Genomic DNA, 23,752 nt, shown 5'->3' with positions numbered 1-23,752 from the left:
ATGGTATCGATGGTGATGGAAGCGCTGATCTCGGTATCCACGGAGATATCGCGGTCCGCGGTGGCGGTTTGGCTATTGCCTGCGGCATCTGTGGCGGTAACCGACGCATCAACACTGTTGTCGGCTTCCAAATCATCGGTTTTAACCTGGATGCTGTAGGTCAGATTGCCGTTACCATCATCGGTAACCGCGCCGGTATAAGTTTCACCGTTAACGGTTAGCGTGACTTCATCACCGGCTTTTACATCACCGCCCACGGTACCGGTTACGGAGGTAAATTCTTGATCCGCTTCTTCCGCGTTCAGAACATCATCACCGGCGATGGTATCGATGGTGATGGAAGCGCTGATCTCGGTATCCACGGAGATATCGCGGTCCGCGGTGGCGGTTTGGCTATTGCCTGCGGCATCTGTGGCGGTAACCGACGCATCAACACTGTTGTCGGCTTCCAAATCATCGGTTTTAACCTGGATGCTGTAGGTCAGATTGCCGTTACCATCATCGGTAACCGCGCCGGTATAAGTTTCACCGTTAACGGTTAGCGTGACTTCATCACCGGCTTTTACATCACCGCCCACGGTACCGGTTACGGAGGTAAATTCTTGATCCGCTTCTTCCGCGTTCAGAACATCATCACCGGCGATGGTATCGATGGTGATGGAAGCGTTGATCTCAGTATCCACATCAAGGGTACGTTCAGCTTCCGCGGTTTTACTATTACCGGCACTGTCCGTTGCGGTAACCGAGGCATCAATGCTGTTATCCGCTTCCAGATCATCCGTTTTAACCGGGATGCTGTAGGTCAGATTGCCAGAGGCGTTCTCTACAACGTTACCGGTATAAGTTTCACCGTTAACCGTCAGAGTCACTTCATCACCGGCTTTTACATCACCGCCGACAGTACCGGTTACGGACGTGAACTCTTTATCCGCTTCGTCTGCATTCAGAACATCATCACCGGCGATGGTATCGATGGTGATGGAAGCATTGATCTCGGTATCCACATCAAGGGTACGTTCAGCTTCTGCAGTTTTACTATTGCCTGCACTGTCCGTTGCGGTAACCGACGCATCAATGCTGTTATCCGCTTCCAGATCATCCGTTTTGACGTCGATGCTATAAGTCAGATCACCAGAGGCGTTCACTACAACGTTACCGGTATAAGTTTCACCATTAACGGTCAGAGTAACTTCATCACCGGCTTTTACATCACCGCCGACAGTACCGGTTACGGACGTGAACTCTTTATCCGCTTCTTCGGCATTCAGAACATCATCACCGGCGATGGTGTCGATGGTGATGGAAGCGTTGATCTCGGTATCCACATCAAGGGTGCGTTCAGCTTCCGCGGTTTTACTGTTGCCTGCACTGTCCGTTGCGGTGACAGAAGCATCAATGCTGTTGTCGGCTTCCAGATCATCGGTTTTAACCTGGATGCTGTAGGTCAGGTCACCAGCAGTGTTCTCTACAACATTACCGGTATAGGTTTCGCCGTTAACCGTTAGCGTGACTTCATCACCGGCTTTTACATCGCCGCCGACAGTACCGGTTACGGAGGTGAACTCTTTATCGGCTTCTTCTGCATTCAGAACATCATCACCGGCGATGGTGTCGATGGTGATGGAGGCATTGATCTCGGTATCCACGGAGATATCACGATCCGCGGTGGCGGTTTGGCTATTGCCTGCGGCATCTGTGGCGGTAACCGAGGCATCGATACTGTTGTCGGCTTCCAGATCATCCGTTTTAACCGCGATGCTGTAGGTCAGATTGCCGTTACCATCATCGGTAACCGCACCGGTATAGGTTTCGCCATTAACGGTTAGCGTGACTTCATCACCGGCTTTTACATCACCACCCACTGTACCGGTTACGGACGTGAACTCTTGATCCGCTTCGTCTGCATTCAGAACATCATCACCGGCAATGGTATCAATGGTAATGGAAGCGTTGATCTCGGTATCCACGGAGATATCACGATCCGCGGTGGCGGTTTTACTATTGCCTGCAGCATCGGTGGCCGTAACCGAGGCATCGATACTGTTGTCCGCTTCCAGATCATCGGTTTTAACCGGGATGCTGTAGGTCAGATTGCCGTTACCATCATCGGTAACCGCACCGGTATAGGTTTCGCCATTAACGGTTAGCGTAACTTCATCACCGGCCTTTACATCACCGCCCACTGTACCGGTTACGGAGGTAAATTCTTTATCGGCTTCTTCCGCGTTCAGTACATCATCACCGGCGATGGTGTCGATGGTGATGGAAGCGTTGATCTCAGTATCCACGGAGATATCGCGGTCCGCGGTGGCGGTTTGGCTATTACCGGCACTGTCCGTTGCGGTGACAGAGGCATCGATACTATTGTCCGCTTCCAGATCATCGGTTTTAACCGGGATGTTGTAGGTCAGATTGCCGTTACCATCATCGGTAACCGCACCGGTATAGGTTTCGCCATTAACGGTTAGCGTGACTTCATCACCGGCTTTTACATCGCCGCCCACTGTACCGGTTACGGACGTGAACTCTTTATCCGCTTCTTCGGCATTCAGAACATCATCACCGGCGATGGTATCGATGGTGATGGAGGCATTGATCTCGGTATCCACGGAGATATCGCGGTCCGCGGTGGCGGTTTTACTGTTGCCCGCGGCATCGGTGGCCGTAACCGAGGCATCGATACTGTTGTCCGCTTCCAGATCATCGGTTTTAACCGGGATGCTATAGGTCAGATTGCGGTTACCATCATCGGTAACCGCACCGGTATAAGTTTCACCGTTAACGGTTAGCGTGACCTCATCACCGGCTTTTACATCACCGCCGACAGTACCGGTTACGGACGTGAACTCTTGATCCGCTTCGTCTGCGTTCAGAACATCATCACCGGCGATGGTATCGATGGTGATGGAAGCGTTGACCGGTGGTAATTCTGGCTCTGGCTCTGGCTCTGGCTCTGGCTCTGGCTCTGGCTCTGGCTCTGGCTCTGGCTCTGGCTCTGGCTCTGGCTCTGGCTCTGGCTCTGGCTCTGGCTCTGGCTCTGGCTCTGGCTCTGGCTCTGCAGTGTTGCCATCACTCTGTACAGCTGCAACAGACGCAGCCTGAGAAGAATCCAGCGGAGTAATAAAATCACTCAAAGTGGCATCAGAAGAGATATCTGGTGATTGGGGATCAGAACCCTGAGGTTCAAACAGAGCATTTCCCGGAGAGGTGATCTGCTCGCTGACATTAAGCTGGGTTCCCTCACTAAGCTCAGAGTCAGGGAGCAGGATTTCTGCATCACTTTCTGTTGGCCTAATCTGCTCTGAAAGCTCATCCTGCTTAATAAGCCCTTCGGCATAACTGGATCTCTGGCTATCCCCCTGTTCCGGCACAACAGTCTGGATATTTTCGTTACCGGATTCCGGAGTACTCCCCTTAATCTCTGAGGTATCAATACGGCTAGGGTCTTTTTGCTCGCCTTCTTCCTCGCGGCTGAGAACCGTTGCCTCATCAAACAGCAGAGCCTCATCAGAGGTTCCCTGAGCACCTGTATCTTCCTTAATACCCGACTCTTTCGGATTGCTGTTTTGATCTGCCATGATTTAATACCTCAGATTTTAGATATCACATTCGAACTTTAACCCTTACATAATAAAAGGCCAGCTACTGAATAGCAGCTGACCAAAAGTTATATATTTAATGACAGGAATGAACTAGCGTTCATCAAAACTATTAGACAACCCTTTAGTAATCGGGTCTGCCAGATAGGCAAGTAGTGTTTTGTCGCCAGTTAAAATATCTGCAGACACCACCATACCGGGCATCAAAGGAAAACGCGTGTTCTCACTACCCAGGTAATTTTTATCCAAAGTGACCCAGCCTTTAAAATAAGGCTGCTCAGATTCATCCAGGGTACTAAATGCTGAAACACGATCTAATTTACCCTTGGCATACCCGTATCTTGCAAAATCATAACTGCTTACTTTGATATTTACATTCTGACCAGGACGAACATAACCAATATCATCCGGCGAGATACGCACCTCGGCCTCCAGCTCAACATCATCAGGCACAATCTGCATCAACACCGATCCGGGTTGAACAACCTGACCCGGATTGTTAACACCAAGATTAAAGACTAAACCATTGGATGGTGCCTTAACCCACAGCTCATCCAGGCGGCTTTGCACCTTACTTAGCTCTTCCTGAGTTTCTGCAATCTGAGCTTCCAGTTGATCCAACTGATCCAAAGGCTCCTGCAAAATCTGATTCTGTGTTTCATAGAAACGACTTTTCGACTCCGCCAGCTCCTGCTGAATAAGATCCATTTCTTTCAGAATACGCGCTTCTTCACCACGAGCAGTTACTGCAGCCCGCTCAGTTTCAAGCAATGTTATACGGGTAATAAGGCGCTTTTCAGCCATATTCTGGCGCATAGTCAGCATCTGCTCAGTCAGATTACTATGCTCCCGGGCAGCCTCAAGTGACTTGCTCAACTGCTCCATGCGTGATTCACGCTGCTTTATCTGCTGATTCAGTACATCCAGAGTAGATTCACGCACCTGAAGCTGATTCTTAAACTGCTGTTTCTGAACCGCTACCATAGAAGGGTAATCAGCCTCGTAAGCACTGAAGTCAGGTTCACGTCCGACAACAAAAGCCTCCTGGCGCTCAGCGCGGAGCTTTAACGAAGCAAGGCGACCTTCGATTTGCCTCAGATCAGATAAAGCTCTCGAATCATCGAGCTTAACCAGAATATCCCCGGCCTGAACCAGAACACGCTCCTCCACTAAAACTTCTGAAACCGTGCCACCACTGAGATGCTGAACAACCTTAATCTGACCAGAAGGAATAATCTCTCCGGGCGCAGAGGTAACCTCCGTTAACTGCGTAACCGATGCCCAGGCAAAAAAAGCTATCACCATAAGAATAACCAAATACAGCACTGGTTTGGCATAAGATGGTATGAGTTCATCTTCAACCTGAATGGTTTCTGATAATAGCCGACGCTGCCTGGAACCCAGTGAGAGTTCAGCACTGAGGTTATTTGTATATTCGCCGACCTGAGCCTTACGCTCTTGTTCTTTGGATTTACCGGACATTAGTTCAATCCTGCCATAATTTTGTCTTCAATTTCGGCGTAACTACCGCGCGCTGTAACTGTGCCGTTTTCCATATATAGAATATGGTCGGCGTCTCTCAAATGACTTGGCCGTGGTGTAACCATAACCAATGTAACCCGTCCTCTAAGCCAGTTAATACAGCGCATTAAGGCTTCATCACCAGCATCATCCATTCCGTTACCAGGTTCATCAAGCAGAACAATAGAGGATGGTTTAAGGACTGTTCGGGCCAAAGAAAGCCGCTGACGAAATCCATTCGACATCTCATCAGAGCTGGAATCGGAAATTCGGGTATTGATACCTTGCTCCATCCGCTTAACATCCTGGGTCAACCCAGCCATATCAATAGCCCACCACAGCTCTTCCTCTGTCGCTGCGGGGTGTGCCAAACGTAAATTCTGCGCAACAGTACCGTAGAAAATATCACAGTTCTGCGGCATATAACTGATGATCGACCGCAGGTATTCTGCATCTATCTGACGGGTATCAATGGCATCAATACGCAATGACCCTGCCTGTGGCGAGTGTAAACGGCTAATCAAAGCCAGTAGAGTGGACTTGCCTGCACCATCAGGGCCGGTAATACCCAGTAACTTACCTGAAGGAACTTTAAAGGTGACACCCAGTAAAACAGGGTCCAGGTGAGCGGCATACCGGAATGAAACACGATTAAAATCGATCGCACCTTTATTGACGAAACGGTTCGCCTCCGGGTTATGCCCATCACTTTCCTGGGCCAGCTTCATTAACTGGTTAACCTGGAACATATTAGTGGATATACGCGACCAACTGCTTAGCGCATTAAAGAGATTCTGTAGTGGCGAAATAAGCCTCCAGGTCAGAATCATGGTCGCCATGATGGTCCCCGGAGTAATCGCCTGGAGAATGACCATATAAGCGGACGTTACCAAAATCGCTAACCCTGTCAGGCTACCAATAAGATGAGATATCGCAGAAATTTTCTGCTGAGTCTGCTGCTCGCTGAAACCGGTATGAGCCGATGTACCGCTAATATCGCGGAAACGCTTCATCCAGACAGTCTGTCCACCAAGAATACGAAGGCCGCGCATCTTGCCCAACGACTCATCCACCAACTCACTTTTTTTGCCTGAAGATTCAGATGCTAACTCTGAAGCACGATCCACAAGAGGGCGGGTCAGAAGCAAAAGCACAAAAAATGCAAAAATAGATACCAGCATTACAGCCCCAGCCCACGGGTTAATCAAAAAGATAACCACAAGCAGAATAATACTGGCTGGCAGATCAAAAAACAGAGTGACAAGGGGCCCTAAAAATAGTTCTCTCAGGCGCTCCAGGCTTTTAATTCGGCTAATCTGACGACTAACAGAAACGCCATTCAGTGAAGAGGTTGGTAAACGAAGTACACGCTCAAAGATACTGCTACCCAGAATATATTCGATACGCCCTCCGATATACGCCAGCAGCTTCCCTCTGAGAGTATTCAGAAACCAGCCGAGACTGATTGCCAAACCAACACCAAAGAGCAGATAAGCTCCCATCACAATATCACCGGTAGGCAAAACTGTATCAAAAACGGAGCGCACGAAAAGAGAAGGCGCAATCGCCAAGCCTGTGCTGAGAAGCGTAATCAGAAAGACCAGACTCAAATGCTTGCGAAATTTCCAGAAAAGCTCCCGAACCCAAGGGCGCTTACTTTGCTCTTCATCCGGTGGCAACGGCTGAAAAATATAGATTTCACCTTTACCCTCTGGCAATGATTTATGGATCTCTTCTTCATTTGTCTGACTGTTAAATACCCGGAAATCACCGTCTGAAAGCACTTCAAGGACTACAAGCGCAGGCTTCTGGTCAGGAACAAAAATGCAGGGAAGCAGGCGATTATCAAACTGTTTGAAATTATTGCCGTAAAAACGGGCTTTGAAGCCCATATTAACCATAGCGCCAAAGAAATATGATAAATCGATATGATCAGCCAGATGAGGAAGCGATTGAGCAAACTCACGCACACTGCCGCCCCATCCCAGATATCTTGCCAGAGGCAGAAGACAGCGCGACAAATCAGACTCATTAAAGACACGGGTTCCGATCACAGATTCCATTGCGTTGTCGGCAGCAGGGCGACTTGCCCCTGTATCCTCATGCGCATGACGGGCAAACGTAAACTCACCATCATCTGAAACCAGCTTGCCCCCCTGAATACGATAGATCGTATCAGCCAACTTCACCATAGATGGTCGGTTAGCCACCATAATGATGGTCAGATCACCTTTGCGGGACTCCAGATAGTGACGCAGCTTTTTATCACCCTCAAAATCCAGGGCACTGTTAGCTTCATCAAAAAGCACAACATCAGGGTCGTAAGCCAAAGCCCGTACAATAGCGATCAGCTGGCGAACCCCCATGGGTAAAATCTCACTGGCATTTTCACCAAGAGGAGTCTGATACCCCTGCTTCATACCAGCAACAACCATATCCAGGCCGATCTGTTCAGAGATCTCCAATGCCCGTGCTTCCCGGCTGGGCTCGAACATTGTCAGGTTTTCCAGGATAGAGCCAACAAAGACCGTACCCTGCTGTGGCAGCATGGCAATCTTCTGACGAACCGTCTCAGACTGGTATGCAGTAATCTTCTCACCATCAACCAGAACCTGACCAGAATCCGGCTTCTCAATACCATTAATCAGAGACAGAAGCGTTGTCTTACCACTACCACTGTCGCCACGGATCGCGATGCACTGGCCTTTAGTAACCCTCAGATTAAGGTTTTTGAAAAGGTATGTTGTCCCATCGTCAGTCTCACTACCCAGGGAAATATTATCAAGGGTCAGCTCATTATAAACACCAGACAGAGGTGCCAGCCCAACCTCATGATCACCAGGCATCGATAATACAGCGCTAAGCCGTTTATCCCCGGCTATAAAGGCCTGATAGCGAAGCCAGGTACTCAGCGCTTTTTGCAGCGGCTGTAATGCCCTTACCGATAACATCATGCATGCAGCAAGCGCCCCGAAGCTCATATCACCATCAAGAACAAGCACGGCTCCGAAAAAAATCACAAGAACAATCATAACCTGAGACATAACGCTGCCCAGATTATTTGCAAAGTTGTTACCAAAGAATAACCGCTCTCCCTGGGAAGCACTATTCTCCTTCAGGCGCTCGTACCTGCGCTGCATAATACTTTCAAGCGACATCGTTTTAACTGAGAGCAAACCCGCTAAAACTTCCGTTAAAAAGCTTATCCGGCGCTCGTCGTTGGTATCCCGCATGATAATTTGCTTATACATCCAACGACCGAAAAAGATAACTGCAACCAGAAAAACCAACATCAGCAAAAGAGGAACAATGACGAGCTCTCCGGCAATAAGCCAGATAGCCCCTAAAAAGATAAAGACAAAGGGAAGATCTAACAGAACCAAAAGGGCGCTGCCGGAATAAACATCAGCAACCTTTGATACCGTCTGCATTTTTTCAGCATATGCACCAGGCTCTTCTTTGCTGAACAGGCGCATAGGAATCTGAAACAGCTTGTTTAATACCTGCATACTGGCTCTGTGCTTAAAGCGGGCACCAAGCCAGTTTGTAACCGTCGTGTTAATACCTTTGAGCAACTCCTCAAGCAACATCATCATCACAATACCTATGGTCAGAACAACCAAGGTATCTATCGACTGGTTTTTTAACACCCGATCAAAAATCTGTAACATGCCTAACGGCAAAGCCAAAGCAAGCACATTGGTCATCAAAGAGGTAAGAACGATCACGGGAATAAGGCGCCGTACATCACTTGACGCCAATATTTTGCGCAATGACCGTATACCTTTTATCTCAGTTTTCGGGGTATATCCGGTACCTGAGTTTTGCTGCCTGGAAAATAATTTATTTTGATTCTGACTCATGAAGCTCTACTTACTACGTCGGAATGTTGATTTGGCTTAAACAGGTAGTGGACAACATCTTTAACCAAAGGATGTCTAAAGCTGGTCCGCGTTCCATCGAGAGACAGAACCCCCAATGCAACAGCCCGGTTGACTGCTGCTTTGATATAAGCAAAGTCATCGCACATCAATTCTGACAGGCGAATCAGAGAAACACTTTCTTTATGGGAAGCCACACAGTACAGGAGCTTCCAGTCAACACGGAATTTATCAATACGGGAGGCTACAGTAACCAAAAGAGCAAAGGAGATTGTGCCTGGCTCATTCAGAGCCAACTCCCTGGCAAACAGAGGAATACCGCGACAACGTTCAGCAAGCTCAGGGCTGACATCAGCACTACTGAAAAAAGTATCCAGATCAGACTGAGAAAGACGTTGAAGGTGCACCTTGCGGACGAGCAGTTCAATAGATGGGTCAAAGGCATAGACCTGGGACTGACGCCCACTGACAATAACTTTATGATGCTTAGGCAAATGATTCATATAAGCAGTCAGATCTGCACAACCTTCATCAGCAAGATGATGTGCTTCATCAATAACAACCAAAACAGGGGTATTGTCCGGCAATGCCTGCACAACATCCTGCCACTGGTCATAGTAACCATTGTTTGCACTATCAAGATATCCCGTAGGCAAAACCCGAACATAGGACAGAAAGTACTTTTGACTGATCGCCTTCCTTGCTGCCTCACGACACAACCGGGACTTACCTATACCATTCTCGCCCTCAACAATAAGAATATTGAAGTCGCCGGCAAGAAGCTTCTCAACCTCAGAAAACTCGCTTTCTCTGCCTACCAAAGGTTTATCTGTCCGAACATCCCAGTCATTAAGCGTAGAAATATCCGAGAACGCTAACTGGTCAGGTACACCATTCGGCATTGTCAGGTCAAACGCCTTCATAACATCCTGAACTGGCTGGTCTATAACCAGATATCCATTGGGTGCACTATCCCGTAAGCGATGCCCCCAGGTCAGAACATGACTGCCGACTGTATCACCGGACCAGCCGCCAAAGCGGTTTTGGCTGATATTAATAAGGCCAGCGACAATGGCCCCACTAAGCACCGGTTCACCAGGCAACAAAGACGGGGCCTGGCCAACATAACTATTCATAACCCGGCTGACATAGTCAGCGACAAGCGTTGCCAGTCTCATATCTTGGGCTGAGGATCTTTTCAGGCCAAAAATAAGATCCCCTTCACCCTCTTCACGACTTATAAAGAAAGCATTACAGTCAAAAGCCATTTCTGACAAGCAGGTATGGAATCGTTTACGCGCAGCTCTTGACTGTCCATTATCTATTTTCAGGCTTAAAACAATACAGGGGCGCATCGCCATCAAGGTCTCACCAGAAAATACCTGATCAAAACCCGATTGGTCTTTAAACTCCGCCAGACGAGCTACAGCCATTGTCCGGTTCTGAACATTAAGCTTTCTGAATATAGCTACCAGGTGCTGCTTCACTGTGCCAAGGCTAATATCCAGCTCACGGGCAATCTCTTTATTAACCTTACCCTGCTGCATCAGTTTCAGAATCTGATGCTGCCTCGGTGTTAACTCATCCATTGCAGATAGCTCTGCAGAAGCTCTATTCGTCATATCCGGTCACTCCATGACGGGCAAGGAAATCAACTTGCCACCCCAACGAACATCTACACGATTTTCAGTTATAGACTCAATACGGCCTTTTCCGTATAGACGGTCACCTTCCCGATGATAATAAATCTCTCCACTTGGACCACCCCAGCGAAGGCGTGCAAAAAGATTACCCTCTGCACCAGATTCAACGCTCTCGACTTTATAAAGAGGGCGAAGCAAGTAATCCCTATTATCAAAGCTAACAACAGCCCGGTTCGGATTAACGCTTTTCAGCTTACCATCATAGGCAAGCCGCGCACCCACAGGAAAACGCCAGACACGGTATGAGCGATTACCAATTAACCAAGCATGCCCTTGCTCAATTTTAAGCAAGGAGTACATCTGGCCCAGAGGTATCCCTCCTGAAGAAGTCCTTAAAGGAGTGTTCTCAGCCACATGCTCTGCTTTGTGCCGTTTTGCCAGTATCGACTCCCCGGCCTGATAGGAGCGCTTTTCAGTTTCTTCAACATCAAATAATGCTGCATACCGGAAGTTTTCTTCGGGCTGATAAACAACGCATCGCTGCTGGTTCCGGCGAAGCATCTGACACCACTGCTGAGCTTCTTCTTCTGAAGAAAAGCCTGAAAAATTGACCGCGTACCAAACAGCATCAGACACCGATGCCGACGTATCTTCAGCCGGCAAGCCAACATCAATGACTTCAATCAAAACAGACTCTGCCGGAGCGAGCGTTTCATAGCGCCGAGGAAGATCCCTCATCAGGGCTTCCACTGCAAAATAATCATAAACGCCAGTCAGCTTAACCAACCAAGGGCTTTGCTTCATCAACCCAGGTTCTTTAAGCCACCCCGTTTGCTTGTACTTAGTTTTACTCACAGTAGCCGGTGAGAGCATAGCAATATCTGACACTTGCTGACCTGCGTATACCTCACTGTCTCCGGAGATATCCCGATAAGGAATTCCGCCACCCAGAGCAGAGTAAAAATCAACAAAGGCCTGATAATATTCAAGCTCTAATTGATGCAGATTGTCCTGGCGATCCTGATAAGATTGCATCGAATCCAAATACGTCAGAAAGTCGATACCACCCACAGAGTAGGATTCAAAACCATAGTTCTGGGCAACTTTTGCTGCCTTGGCAGACTCACGCTGCATCGCCAGACGCTCACCGCTAAATTCAAGCTCGGTTACCGCCGTTCGGGCAGCAAGCAGGCCATCAAAAACGGTGTCCACATAGGACTCAACCAGCTCATTACGCACAGACTGGGCATACTTAACCTCCTGTTCCTTAGCGCCGCCGTCAAAAACAGTAGCGCTCAGCGTCGCTAATGTGCTCCAAATCAAAGTGTTCGGCTGAAAAAGATCGGCTGGATTCAAAGATCCGGAACTCAGATCCGCCGTCAGCGTTAACCCCGGCAAGAGTGCTTTACGGGCAACATCAAGGTCGGCATCTGCCGCTAACATCCCAGACTCAATCGCTCGGATATCGGGACGGCGCAATATATATTCCGTTGAGATACCAGACACACCTGATGGCAATGCAACGCTTTCCAGTCCCTCATTTGTAAGCTGTAAATAGCCTGGGGCAACCCCCACCAAACGAGCTATCTGATAGCTAAGTTGATCGCGTTCTTTAAGCAGTGTCGGAAGACGAACTTTGGAGTTAAAAACAGCGGATCTCTGAATCTGCATTTCAACAACGGTAGCATCCCCTTGCTCATACCTGTCCTCCATAGCCAGCAGCATCGAAGTCAGAACTTTTTCTGTTTCACGGGTATTCAGAATGCGGTCGTTTAAAGACAAATATTGAAAGTAGCTTTTGGACAGCTGAGAAATAAGCTCAAGCAGCTGAGCATCATACTGAAAAACGGCCTGTTTTAACTTTAGCTCAGCGGAAGAACGCAAGGCACTTCTTTGCCCCCACAGGTCAGGGCTGTAGCTACCACTGAGCCCAACCTCAAATTCTTCTGAGGTATTGATATCACCACCAACAGGAACCGTCCCCAAACCATCTTCAGGGGCTTCTGCCTGGTAGCTGGCCTGAGCCGTAACTGAAGGCATACTACCGGCCCCAGCCTGTACCGCCCTGGCTTTAGCCTGCACAACACGCTGCGCTGATATCTGCAGGGCCTGACTGTTCGTAATCGCCCGGTCGATCAGCCACTCCAGCTCTTTATTGCCGGTGTAGCGCCACCAAAGGTTAAAAGCCTCACCATTTGGGACATGGATAGAAGGTGCTTTTCGCTCAAACGGAGCATCATTGCTCACCGATGAAACATCGTCGGCCAGCTCTGGAACAGCAACAATATCATCACTCAAATCGCCTGGCACAGAGGAACAGCCAGCAATAAATAGAAAGAGAATGAGCAAATAGTTACGCACTAGCACAAACGAACCCCAAAACGTTTAAAAACGTAGTTCACATACCTGTGTATCTGAGACCTAATCTTAACTCAGCCAATTGAGCGCCATGATTCAGGAGCCTGTCAGCGCTAAGTTAAAAGCAATTAACAAGCCATCAGAGACGTTTAAATAAATTAAACTCAAAAATACAGATCACTGCCATTCTTGAATGAACTTGAGTATATACAGTGCCAAGGCATTTGTTAATAAATGTAACAAAAGAAAAACTCTGCAGATACATATGCATTCTGACCAAAGGTGACATTCTTAGCCTCTACATCAACCGCCGGCATGCAGCTAGCTGATTATAAAGGAAAAAAACACCCTCACCAGAGTGAACATCTGATCTATCCGCCCCCGGAAAAGCACTGATACAAATTTAAAAACCATCAGACACTGAGCTGCTGCGTACCGAAGTTTAAGCCTTATTGTCCCGGCAGTAGGTTATCAGATGGTCAAATGTAACGGGCATGGAAAAGTAGAACCCCTGAACTTCATCGCACTTCTCTGCCGACAGAAAATCCAGTTGCGCAGCTGTCTCAACCCCTTCCGCAGTCAGAGCCAGTTTAAAGTTCTTTGCAAGACTGACAACAGCGCGGGTTAAAGCAACGCTATTACTATCACAGGGTAGTCCATCCACAAAAGATTTATCGATCTTAATTCGTGTTACCGGCATGCTCTGCAATGTATTCATTGCGGAATAACCCGTACCAAAATCATCTACCGCAAGACGAACACCTCTATCACGAAAATACTGCAGTCGCTCCCGTGCCTGCCCTGGCTGTCGGGCGATATAACTCTCTGTAATTTCCAGCTCCAACGCATCCGGGATAATTCCGCTCTCCCGCAGAACCCGGTCAAGAGTGGAAGGGAATGCATCATCATCAAGCTGAACATTAGATACGTTAATACTAATATGATCCAATCTGATTCCTAATTCGCACAGCCTCATATAATCCTGACACCCTTGCTCCAGCACCCACTCGCCTAACGGGACAATAAGGCCAAGCTCTTCCGCAAGAGGGATAAACCGGGCCGGGGAAACCAGACCCAGACATGGGTGATGCCAGCGAATCAAAGCCTCAACAGCGACCACTTTACCGGTATCAGCAGAAACCTTAGGCTGGTAATACAGCTCAAACTCAGAAAAATCTTTCAGCGCGTGCCGCAGTGCACTGGCCAACTCAGCTTTTGCATTAACCTGTGCGGACAACTCTTTCGAGAAAAAGCAGAAGCTGTTCCGGCCGTTTTCCTTAGCTTTATACATTGCAAGGTCAGCATACTTCGTCAGAGTAATACTATCCTGCCCATCTTCAGGGAAGAGCGTTATACCAATGCTTGCAGAGATATTAATCTGCTGTTCACCGACAATGAAAGGGTGACTGAATAACCTTATAATTCTGCATGCGACTGTTCTGGCATCTTCTGCTGAGCGAAGATTCTCAATCAACAGATTAAACTCATCGCCACCGATACGGGCCAGGGTTTCATTTACCGAAAGGCTACACTCCAACCGCGAGGCAACCGCCTGTAGTAATTTATCGCCGACATCATGCCCCTGAATATCGTTCACCTCTTTGAACTGGTCCAGATCAATAAAGAGTACTGCTGCAGAGCTGTGTAATTGGCCTGCTTTTTTAAGGGACTCATCCAGAAAGCGCGACCAGAAACGGCGGTTAAACAGGCCGGTCAGCACATCATGATCCGACAGATACTTCAGCTCCTTCTGGGATTTCGTCAGAGAGCACTCCCGATCCCGAACAGTACTGGCCAGTACGTTAATACTCTCAGACACCTGCTGTAACTCGTCACGGCTCTCAAGCACCTGAGTTGGTGAGTAATCACACTGCTGAATTTTGAGAATCTGAGCCACCAAAGCATCCAGAGGACGCCGCAGGCTACGCACTGTAATAAAGCGAATCCAGAAAAGAGCAAAAAGGACAGCAACCAGTAAAAGTACAAACAGATGAATTCGATTCTGGCTCAAAACCTTGGTCAGCTGATGACGCTGCATACTAACGTTAAAAAAAACTCGTCCGTTAAGGGTATCCAGATACATGCTGCTATAGTAGCGCTCAGGTCCTTCGAAAACACTGAATGCCTGTGAGTCACCACGCAGGGGCCCTATATTTTCGACGCCTTCAGCGGGATGATCTGAAAGGATAAAATCAAGATTCATATTGCCGGAAAGGGCAGTAAAGTACTCGCCATCTAATACCCGGGACATCTCAATATGGGCAATAGGGCTGTTAGGCTTTTCGTCTGACAGTCTCAGGTGTGAAGTAATTGTCAATCCCTCCCCCGAGCGATGTAATGTCAGGTGAGTATTATTCTCTACGGCCTCATCCGGATAAAAGTTCACATGCTGGTAATTAATCCCGTCGACATCCATAAGGGATAAGGGTGCCTCTGAGTAATGCAGATCAGACTCATAGCGCCTGAAAAGCGTAGGCTCACCCTTTCTGTAAGAAATAACATTCAGATGGAAGCCTTTGGTGTCATCACGGGCAACATAAGCGATGACTTCCATCTTGCGCCCATAAAGCACGATGGAATCGTTAAAGGAAAGCTTAACCTTATTAAGCAACTCCTGGGCTAAGGCTTTCTTCTCCTGATCCGGCAGAAAGCTTGTATAGTGCTTTTTATCATCATAAAGGTTGATCAACTTCAAAGAAGCCAAAGCCGACTCATCAACCTTAAGAAAAGCAACACCATCACTCAGACTTGATTCGATCTGAGAAAGATTAAAGTTTAAACGCTCAAAGCTGTAAGCCATCCGGGTTCGGGTAGCATCCAGAAAACTGGTACGTAAAAAGTAATCGAAATAGATGCCTAAGCCCGTGATAACGATAACAGTCAGTATCGCCACCCAAAATGCTAAACGGTTAGCCAGTCCATTCTTGCGGACAACAGAATCTTCATCAAAGATCATCAGTCAGCATATTCTCCATGTTCAGCCATAGATACAGGCCATGATTTGTCAGATTTAAGTGCAAGGCCCGTTTTTCTCTGCAGATGAAAGCACCTGATCGTACCATACCCATCTGCCCCCATATAAATAACCTTTCAGGCAATTACTTTATACACCGCAGCGGTTATCACCAGGAAATTCTGTGGCAGTCTGCCAGAAAAATAATGCCCGGGCTTTAGCCATGACAAAACCTCAACATATTCACCACCTGCTGCAACATTAAGAAATAAACACCATCAGGAAAAAAAGCGATTCAGCACAAGCATTAACCCGGACTTACAGCGCTCCGCTCAGCCGTTTGCTAAAGATTTGGATTAAAGCTGGTAAAGCACTGCATGTACTATTTAGAATCGGCGCAAACCTCCCCCTGAGCAGTTGAGTGAATAACGGCGTGCTAAAAGACCTGAACCTGAAGCATCTCTATTATTTCTGGGTTATTGCAGAAACCGGTTCTATCGCCAGAGCCAGTGACCAGCTGGACCTGGCACCACAAACCCTGAGCGGCCAACTCTCCGCCTTTGAAGCTAAAACCGGTGCCCTTTTCAGCCGTAAAGGCCGTGGTCTGAAGCTAACAGCCCTGGGAGAAAAAGTCAGAGACTACGCAAATAAAATTTTCGCACTGGCCGGAGAGCTGGATCAGGTACTGCGTAACCCGGATGATAACCAGCCAATCAGGTTTTCTGTGGGCTTTTCCGCTTCCGTTCACAAAATGATCGCTTACCGTCTTATTCAGCCTGCGCTTGAGTGCGGGCAGCGGCTGCAATTAAAGATTGTCAGTGGGGATCTGCCCGACCTGCTACGCAGCCTGAAGCGACAGACCCTCGACCTGGTCATTAGCGACCAACCCATTACACCGGAGATCGCTACAGGTATTGGCGACCTGCACCCGAAGCACCTGCTCAGTTCTCCCCTTTCCATGTTTGCAGCCCCAAGACTGGCCTGGAGTCTGCGCCGTGGCTTTCCTTACTCACTGGACGGGCACCCCCTGTTAACCAACGATACGGATACCCAGTGGTTTTCAGAACTTTCCTTCTGGTTGAAACAGCAGAAGATTGATATGAAGGTTCAGGCAGAAATTAATGACAGTGCTCTGATCAAAATTTTTGCCCGGGAAGGCATGGGGATATTTACCGCTCCTTCCGTTATTGCCGACGAGGTATGCCGACAATATTTGGTGGAAGAAGCCGGTGAAATTCAGTCGGTTTCGGTTAGCCATTATGCAGTAACCCGAACACCAGACCCAATTCATCCTGGTATAAAAGCAGTTTTGGCCGCATCCGAGCCTGGTACTACCGATAAAAAGAGATGATTTTATTTATCTTCCTGGTGATTATTCATCAATATAGGGATAGAAGATCCACAAAAATCACAAGGTTTTATGATGGGAGGCAGGTAAACGGGTAAAACCGACCAATCATCGAAAAAAACAGACAATTGAAACGAAAAAACCTGTTTTTCCTGATCATTTAATCCGTCATTCTTACACACGTTGCTGATGCGGAAAACGCTTTTGCTTTATACAAGCAACGGTACTGATTCGTAATCTGAGGTAACACAGCAAGGCACAGATCCTTCTCGCCCGCCCGCGTTACAGCTTATCTAAGCTGATTATATGGGGGTTTGTGCCTTGCTTTACCTCAGAAGTATCACAACCACATCTTCTACAAGACGACGGCCTCCCTATTACGTACAGGCAATCGCTACTCCTCACTAAACCCAAAGTATAAATACTCACAAGTCCTGACCTGATCAAGAATGTCGGTTGCAGACTCTGAGTGCAACACGCTATTGCACTGATGTGGTGTCATTATATCCCTGAGCCATCACATCACTTATCACTGCAATTGGGCAGCGGTATTTAAAACGCTGCCGAGGCCTAATATTCAGCTCATAAGCAATCGCATCCAACTGCTCCTGGCTACGCACTGACAGATCTGTTCCTTTCGGTAAATATTGGCTGAATAGTGGCGAGCTCCTCTATGTTGAGTTCTTTGTAAGTCATAACAACACCTTATCCGATATTGGATTAGGTGTTGCACTCAGAATTGGCTGCTAGCCAGCCTAATAACTATTAGGCTGCAGTTTCATGGCTAAATAAAATCCTCAGCACTGTGCCGCTCCCGCAATTGCTCAAAGGTTTCACCCCAGGTGCGGTTAACAATACGGCCACGCTGAACCGCCGGACGCAGATCGATCGCTTTCGCCCAGCGCATCACGTTTTTATAGCTGTCCACGTCAAGGAACTCTGCGGCATCATACAAGCGGCCCAGTACCAGCGCGCCATACCAGGACCAAACCAGGATATCGGCGATACTGTATTCCTCACCGGCCAGATACGGGTTATCCGCCAGGCGCTTATCCAGTACATCCAGCTGGCGTTTCACTTCCATGGTGAAGCGATTGATCGGATATTCAAATTTCTCCGGTGCATAAGCATAAAAATGCCCAAAACCGCCGCCCAGAAAAGGAGCAGAACCCATCTGCCAGAACACCCAGTTCATACACTCCGTTTTCGCAACCGGATCTTTCGGGATAAAAGCGCCGAACTTTTCCGCCAGATACAATAAGATAGCACCGGATTCAAACACCCGTTGCGGCGGGCTAACACTATGATCCATCATCGCCGGAATCTTAGAGTTCGGATTGATCTCAACAAAACCGCTACTGAACTGATCCCCCTCTGTAATATCGATCAGCCAGGCATCATACTCCGCCTCTTTAAAGCCCAGTGCCAGCAACTCTTCCAGCATAACCGTTACTTTAACGCCGTTTGGTGTTGCCAGGGAGTAAACCTGTAGAGGATGCTCTCCCACGGGCAGTGCTTTTTCATGGGTCGCGCCGGAAACCGGGCGGTTAATATTGGCAAACTTACCGCCATTGCCCGCTTCCCACTTCCAGACTTTAGGTGGTGTGTAAATGTTAGTAGGCTCTGTATTTGTGCTGTCGCTCATCATGTTCTCCAGTTCGTTTCTGCTTGACCGCTTACACCAGTATGACACCTATACAGGAGCCAGTTCCTCAAGAAACGGATAGTCGTTATAACCTTCACGTGCCTGAGTATAGAAGGTTTTTGGGTCAGCCTGATTCAGCTCAGCCCCTTCTTTTATACGGCGAGGCAGATCCGGGTTGGCAATAAAAGGCACGCCAAAAGCCACCGCATCAGCGATCCCTTCAGCCACAACATGCTGTGCTTCCTGGGGGCTATAACCCATATTCACAATCAGATGACCTTTATAATGCTCACGGGCAGGTGTCACCACATCCAGTGGCTGCTCCCCCATAAAATCAGCACGCATCAGGTGCAGATAAGCCAGATCATAGTCACTCAGCTTCTTCGATAACCAGGTAACCAGCCCCACCGGATCACTGTCACTCATACTGTTAAAGCTATTAAGGGGGGGACAAACGCACACCTACACGGTTCTCACCCCAGACCTTGCTGACCGCCTCGATCACTTCCAGCAACAAACGGGCGCGGTTTTCAACCGAACCACCATAGGGGCCTTCACGATGATTTGCACCATCCCGCAAAAAGCCATCCAGTAAATAACCATTGGCACCATGTACTTCGACACCATCAAAGCCGGCCCGTTTAGCATTCTCTGCAGCTTGAGCAAAGCCTTCAATAATCGCTGGAATCTCATCATCTTCAAGGACTCGGGGTTCGGTGTACGCTTTTTTACCTTCAGGCGTATGTACATCTACGTTAGTAATCGCAATGGCAGATGCAGCCACCGGCTGTTTGCCGTCATTCAGTACCGGATGACAAGCACGACCACCGTGCCAGATCTGCAGAAAGATTTTGCCACCCTTTTCATGTACGGCATCGGTGACCTTTTTCCAGCCTGCAACCTGGGCCTCAGAATAGATACCCGGCTCACGCCAGAAGGCAGAGTTACCCTCCATCGCCATCGTGGCTTCGGCAATCAGTAGGCCACCAGTAGCACGCTGGGCGTAATGTTCAGCAATCAGATCCGTCGGCACATGGTTTTCATCAGCACGGCAGCGGGTAAGTGGAGCCATCAGTACACGGTTTTTTATTTCAACCGCGCCCAGTTTCAGCGGTGTAAAAAGATCAGTCATAGCAGCTCCGAAAATCTCTAATAGTTGATTTGTTTACTCAGATATCTTTCAGATGGATACGAATATTGAGATTTAAAGATCTGGCCATATAAAGCTTGCACAGCAAAATTAATCATGGACAGACTATAGCCTCAGAAATAATCCAGCAGGTCTAATGCCTGCACCGCTCAGGGTATTTAAACAGCTGTGCATGGCCAGTCAGTGATTTACCCATGAAATACCTCCATATGTTTCTGATCTATGCCTGCCTATGACTTTCGCACTGACAAAGAACCGGATCGGACAGCGATGGTATATCCTTCGGTGTTGGGTTTTACTATATCTGATTCTGCCTGAGAAAAACTAAGCTTAGAGGGTAACGGGCCCGTGTATCAAACAGATAAGAACACTGCCATATCTGAAATATGGTTACAGTATGAGGCTGAGCTTCTGGCTTTTTTACAGAGTAAATTGAACAACTATGATGAAGCTGAAGATCTGCTCCAGGAGCTTTTTTTTCGCCTGATGGATCAGAAAAAAGACCTTTGGGAGATTAAAAATACCCGAGCCTGGCTGTTCCGGGTCGCCAGAAATAAAGTCATTGATGCTTATCGCTCCAGAAGCAAGATTAACGGCCTTCAGAAAATAACGACTACTGAAGATATAGACGCGTTACCAGAAAAAAAGCAACAACCGGAAGAACCCGTTGCTCAGCTGGATCGTTGCCTGCTGAGAAACCTGGAGGAGCTCCCCCCTGCTGATGCTCAGATTATTGAGCAATGCGATCTCAACGGCATGAAACAGGCAGAATTTGCCCGCCAAAACAACCTGACACTCCCTGCGGCCAAAGCACGCTTACTTCGGGCGCGAAAAAAGCTCAGGGCAGCTATCATCAAAAATTGTCAGGTGCAGTTTGATACATCGGGAAAAGTCTGCGGGCATATTCCCCGATAAAAAAACGTGCATCCTGATAAAAAGTGCATCCTTTTTGTGGCAGCTTCGTCTCCTAGGGTAGGAAGAACACTGTTGACGTTAGTTATAAGAGGTAGGATGTCTTGTATAAACAATTGATTGAAAGCTACCGGGCCAATCCACGGGAAGGAAATCTGCTCTTTATCATACTGGCGGGCTTCCTTGCTATCTACTTTATGCCCGCGGGGACGGAGCGTTTTGATAACGCTGTGCTTGAAGCGGTCAGGCTGACAAACTGGTATGCCAAAGAGCATGTCATTCTTTGCCTGCTGCCTGCCTTTCTGATCGCCGGTGCGCTATCGGCTTATATCAGTCAGGGTGGCGTTATGCGCTATTTAGGCCCCAGTGCGCCTAAACCCCTTGCCTTTAGTGTGGCCTCGGTATCAGGCGTTTTGTTGGCGGTCTGCTCCTGTACCGTACTTCCTTTGTTTGGCGGTATCTACAAAAGAGGAGCCGGGCTTGGGGCTGCCATCGCATTTCTCTATTCAGGCCCGGCTATTAATATTATGGCGGTGGTGGTAACCGCTAAAGTACTGGGCCCTGAAATCGGGATTGCCCGTGCGATTGGTGCCATCCTCTTTGCCCTGGTGATAGGGACCATCATGCACCTGATCTACCGCAAAGAGGAGTCCGAGCGCTCACAAAAAAATATCCGGGGTTTTGAAGCGGCAGAAGGTGATAAGTCTATCGGCGTTATTGCTGTTTTCTTTGCCCTGATGGTCGGCATTCTTGTCTTTGCCAATTGGGCTCAGGCAGATAGCTCCGCCTGGATGACCATCTATGAATGGAAATGGCAGATTACGGCGCTTCTGTCGGTGGCGTTAGTGGTCGTACTGATTCTTTTCTGGCGCTGGCCCCTGCTGCCTCTTCTGGTGTTGACTGGTGTTATCACACTGTCTGCTGTCCTGATCCCCGGAGTACCTGAACTTCCCTTCGCACTGGGGATTGCCGGCCTGATGATGATTGCCAGCTCACGGGAGCAGGACAAGGACTGGGCGGATCAGAGCTGGGATTTTGCCAAACAGATTATTCCGCTGCTGCTGGCCGGGGTATTTGTGGCGGGATTTGCCCTGGGTCGCCCGGGCCATGAGGGGATGATTCCATCCGCCTGGGTTGCCGCCTCTGTCGGCGATAACAGCCTGTTATCAACGGTTATCGCCTCCGTACTGGGCGCCCTTATGTACTTCTCAACCTTAACGGAAGTTCCCATTGTCGATGCACTGATGGGTGCCGGAATGGGCAAAGGGCCTGCCCTGGCATTACTACTGGCCGGGCCTGCCTTGTCACTGCCGAATATGCTGGTGATCAGAACTATTCTGGGTACGGAGAAAACCCTGGTTTACTGCCTGCTCGTCGTTGTTATGGCAACCATCAGTGGCTTTATCTATGGCAACGTCTGGTAAGTCATCCACATCGGCCTTACGCCATTCTGTTTTCACAGGCGAAACCCCGGCCCCATAAGCAACAAACAATGGAACAACTTTCACTTAATAAGAGGAACAACCCATGAAATTCACGATTTACGGTAGCGGATGCGCAAAATGTAAGCAGCTGACAGCCCATGCGGAGCAGGTTGCCACATCGGAAGGCATTGAATATGAGATCGAAAAGGTGACCGACATGGCGGAGATTATTGATGCGGGTATTATGCGTACACCTGCGCTGGCCATCGATGGCAATCTGGTCATCGAGGGTAAAGTGGCCAGTAGCGATGAGATCAGAAAACTATTGCCATAACCCGCCATGCATAGTGAGGGTAACGGGAGCCTAACGCCGTTAGGCTCTCTACTGCTTTAAAGCCAATGTAATCTGATGGCATTTCTGTCGTATATGATCCCGCAACACCCTCATTACGGGCGTTATGGCGTTTCTGCTGGGACAGACCAACCACAGCTCTGACCGCCTTGGCTGATAATCCGGTAACAGGGCTTTAAGCCTCCCCGTCAGCAGATCGTCAGACACATCAAGACAGGATTTAACAGCAACCCCCTTGCCATTTACGCACCAGCGTCTGACGAGATCTCCGTCGTTTGAAGCGCGATTCCCCGTCAGCCTGACCCTTTGGGTATGACCTGTGTTATCCGTAAAAGACCAGACATCATGCAGCACATCACCCAGCTGATAGAACAAACCGTTGTGACCGGTAAGGTCTTCAGGGCACTGGGGTTCACCAAACTGTTGCAGATAGCTCTCTGCCGCACAAAGGACGCCGGGAACATCACAGATTTTAAACCCGGACATACCCGAGTCTTTTGGTGCCCCGTAACGCAGCGCCATATCCACTTCATCCCGGTAAAAATCAATATTGCTATCACCGATATGAATTCTGAGCTTTACCTCAGGGTGCTGCCCGATAAACTCATCCAGCCAGGGCAGGAGCTTATTTCGGCCCAGATCTGAAGAGACCGCTAAACGCACCTCACCGGTTATCGTTTCATTATCCCGGACAATATTGGAGCGAGCCTGCTCCAACAGCTGTAAGGCCTGTTCGCACTGGGGCAGGAAACGCTCACCAGCAGCTGATACCCGTAGCTGGCGAGTAGAGCGGATAAACAACTCTGCGCCTAAGATTTTTTCCACCCGCTTAACCGCGGCACTGGCCGTTGCAATATGCATATCCAGGCTTGCCGCCGCTGCGGTAATACTGCCAAATCGGGCCACTTTTAAAATGACCTGTAGATCTTCTGTTTGCATATTATCAATATTTTTTTGAATGTCTTT

General features: G+C 48.5%; 14 protein-coding genes and 1 pseudogene. 4 read left to right on the top strand and 11 right to left on the bottom strand.

What is annotated here, in order from left to right:
- The 6 genes from BTA35_RS12710 to BTA35_RS12685 form a co-directional block, all read right to left on the bottom strand.
- Nucleotides 1-3,578: Ig-like domain-containing protein (locus tag BTA35_RS12710; RefSeq protein WP_139363663.1), on the bottom strand; the 3,578-nt coding region annotated here is incomplete at its 3' end.
- A 114-nt stretch (nucleotides 3,579-3,692) separates the two neighbouring features.
- Nucleotides 3,693-5,081, bottom strand: coding sequence for an HlyD family type I secretion periplasmic adaptor subunit (locus BTA35_RS12705; protein ID WP_078320176.1), 1,389 nt, complete (start codon nucleotides 5,079-5,081; stop codon nucleotides 3,693-3,695).
- Complete coding sequence (locus BTA35_RS12700) at nucleotides 5,081-8,848, bottom strand: peptidase domain-containing ABC transporter (protein WP_160055186.1); 3,768 nt, start codon at nucleotides 8,846-8,848, stop codon at nucleotides 5,081-5,083. Before BTA35_RS12700 ends, BTA35_RS12705 begins: the two co-directional genes overlap by 1 nt.
- A gap of 131 nt (nucleotides 8,849-8,979) precedes the next feature.
- On the bottom strand, nucleotides 8,980-10,623 hold the full coding sequence (locus BTA35_RS12695; RefSeq protein WP_078320174.1) for a LuxR C-terminal-related transcriptional regulator: 1,644 nt from the start codon (nucleotides 10,621-10,623) through the stop codon (nucleotides 8,980-8,982).
- A gap of 6 nt (nucleotides 10,624-10,629) precedes the next feature.
- Nucleotides 10,630-12,942, bottom strand: coding sequence for a TolC family protein (locus BTA35_RS12690; protein ID WP_160055189.1), 2,313 nt, complete (start codon nucleotides 12,940-12,942; stop codon nucleotides 10,630-10,632).
- A 502-nt stretch (nucleotides 12,943-13,444) separates the two neighbouring features.
- A complete protein-coding gene (locus BTA35_RS12685; protein WP_078320172.1) occupies nucleotides 13,445-15,958 on the bottom strand; it encodes a putative bifunctional diguanylate cyclase/phosphodiesterase in 2,514 nt (837 codons plus the stop codon).
- Between the two features lie 418 nt (nucleotides 15,959-16,376).
- Here BTA35_RS12685 and BTA35_RS12680 point away from each other — a divergent pair, with 418 nt between their 5' ends.
- Entirely contained in the window at nucleotides 16,377-17,306 is a 930-nt protein-coding gene (locus BTA35_RS12680) for a LysR family transcriptional regulator (RefSeq protein WP_202931254.1), read from the top strand.
- Between the two features lie 476 nt (nucleotides 17,307-17,782).
- Here the strand turns inward: BTA35_RS12680 and BTA35_RS17760 are convergent.
- From BTA35_RS17760 to BTA35_RS18815, 4 genes and pseudogenes are all read right to left on the bottom strand, one after another.
- A pseudogene (locus tag BTA35_RS17760) lies at nucleotides 17,783-17,962 on the bottom strand (IS30 family transposase); the annotation flags it as partial.
- Between the two features lie 125 nt (nucleotides 17,963-18,087).
- Nucleotides 18,088-18,948, bottom strand: coding sequence for a glutathione-dependent disulfide-bond oxidoreductase (gene yghU / locus BTA35_RS12675; RefSeq protein WP_078320171.1), 861 nt, complete (start codon nucleotides 18,946-18,948; stop codon nucleotides 18,088-18,090).
- 48 nt (nucleotides 18,949-18,996) lie between these two features.
- Nucleotides 18,997-19,374, bottom strand: a complete 378-nt coding sequence (locus BTA35_RS18820) for an oxidoreductase (protein ID WP_338013014.1) — start codon at nucleotides 19,372-19,374, stop codon at nucleotides 18,997-18,999.
- A 13-nt stretch (nucleotides 19,375-19,387) separates the two neighbouring features.
- A complete protein-coding gene (locus BTA35_RS18815) occupies nucleotides 19,388-20,080 on the bottom strand; it encodes an alkene reductase (protein WP_338013013.1) in 693 nt (230 codons plus the stop codon).
- Between the two features lie 366 nt (nucleotides 20,081-20,446).
- Here BTA35_RS18815 and BTA35_RS12665 point away from each other — a divergent pair, with 366 nt between their 5' ends.
- From BTA35_RS12665 to BTA35_RS12655, 3 genes are all read left to right on the top strand, one after another.
- A complete protein-coding gene (locus tag BTA35_RS12665; protein WP_078320170.1) occupies nucleotides 20,447-21,013 on the top strand; it encodes a sigma-70 family RNA polymerase sigma factor in 567 nt (188 codons plus the stop codon).
- A 101-nt stretch (nucleotides 21,014-21,114) separates the two neighbouring features.
- Entirely contained in the window at nucleotides 21,115-22,434 is a 1,320-nt protein-coding gene (locus BTA35_RS12660) for a permease (protein WP_078320169.1), read from the top strand.
- Between the two features lie 103 nt (nucleotides 22,435-22,537).
- Entirely contained in the window at nucleotides 22,538-22,768 is a 231-nt protein-coding gene (locus BTA35_RS12655) for a thioredoxin family protein (RefSeq protein ID WP_078320168.1), read from the top strand.
- Nucleotides 22,769-22,816: 48 nt separating this feature from the next.
- Here the strand turns inward: BTA35_RS12655 and BTA35_RS12650 are convergent, their stop codons facing one another.
- Nucleotides 22,817-23,725 (bottom strand): LysR family transcriptional regulator, encoded by a 909-nt coding sequence (locus BTA35_RS12650; RefSeq protein WP_078320167.1) that lies wholly within the window; start codon nucleotides 23,723-23,725, stop codon nucleotides 22,817-22,819.
- Nucleotides 23,726-23,752 lie beyond the last annotated feature (27 nt).

The sequence above is a fragment of the Oceanospirillum linum genome, from assembly GCF_001995095.2.
Taxonomy (GTDB): Bacteria; Pseudomonadota; Gammaproteobacteria; order Pseudomonadales; family Halomonadaceae; genus Oceanospirillum; species Oceanospirillum linum.
Note: the sequence above shows the minus strand (reverse complement) of the source record. Positions and strands in the feature narration are given on the sequence as shown.